Source organism: Bradyrhizobium sp. MI1.11, assembly GCF_055811255.1.
The window spans coordinates 1-869 of record NZ_JBVVPM010000188.1; the positions used below are offsets into that span (position 1 = coordinate 1).

The 869-nt window shown below is 63.3% G+C and carries 1 pseudogene; it reads left to right on the forward strand.

Features of this window, described 5'->3' with window-relative positions:
* Window positions 1-869, forward strand: a pseudogene (locus tag AC0L30_RS43035) (DUF1522 domain-containing protein); the annotation flags it as partial.

Consider the following 869-nt stretch of genomic DNA (forward strand, 5'->3'; position numbering starts at 1 on the left):
ACGGGCGCGACGAACTCCTCGATCGTCGCCGGCGCTCTGCACATCTCCACCGGCGCCAATGCGGATCTGTCGATCACCGGCACGGGCAATTCGCTGTCCTCGCTCGGTCTGACCGGCTCGACCGGCACCGGCACCGCCTTCACCGCGAGCCGCACCGCGGGCTCCGGCGGCGTTTCGGGCAAGACCTTGACCTTCACCTCCTTCAACGGCGGCACGGCGGTCAATGTCACCTTCGGCGACGGCACTGGTGGCACGGTCAAGACGCTCGATCAGCTCAACACGGCTCTTCAGGCCAACAACCTGAGCGCGACGATCGACGCCAACGGCCTGCTCACGGTCTCGGCGACCAACGACTTTGCGTCGTCGACGATCGGTTCGGCTGTCGCTGGTGGCACCATTGGCGGCACGATCACCTCGGCTCTGAGCTGGTCGAACGCTACTGCGCCGGTTGCGGATGCTGTTGCCCAGGCCACCCGTACCAACCTGGTGTCCCAGTACAACAACATCCTGACGCAGATCGACACGACCTCGCTGGATGCTTCGTTCAACGGCGTCAACCTGCTCAACGGCGACCAGCTCAAGCTGGTGTTCGACGAGACCGGCAAGTCCAACCTCAACATCACCGGCGTGACCTTCAACTCGAAGGGTCTGGGTCTCGCCGGCCTGGTGCAGGGAACCGACTTCATCGACAACTCCGCGACCAACAAGGTGCTCACCAATCTGAACTCGGCCTCGAGCACGCTGCGGTCGGAAGCTTCGACCCTCGGTTCGAACCTCTCCATCGTGCAGGTGCGTCAGGACTTCAACAAGAACCTGATCAACGTGCTGCAGACCGGTTCGTCCAACCTGACGCTGGCCGACACCAACGA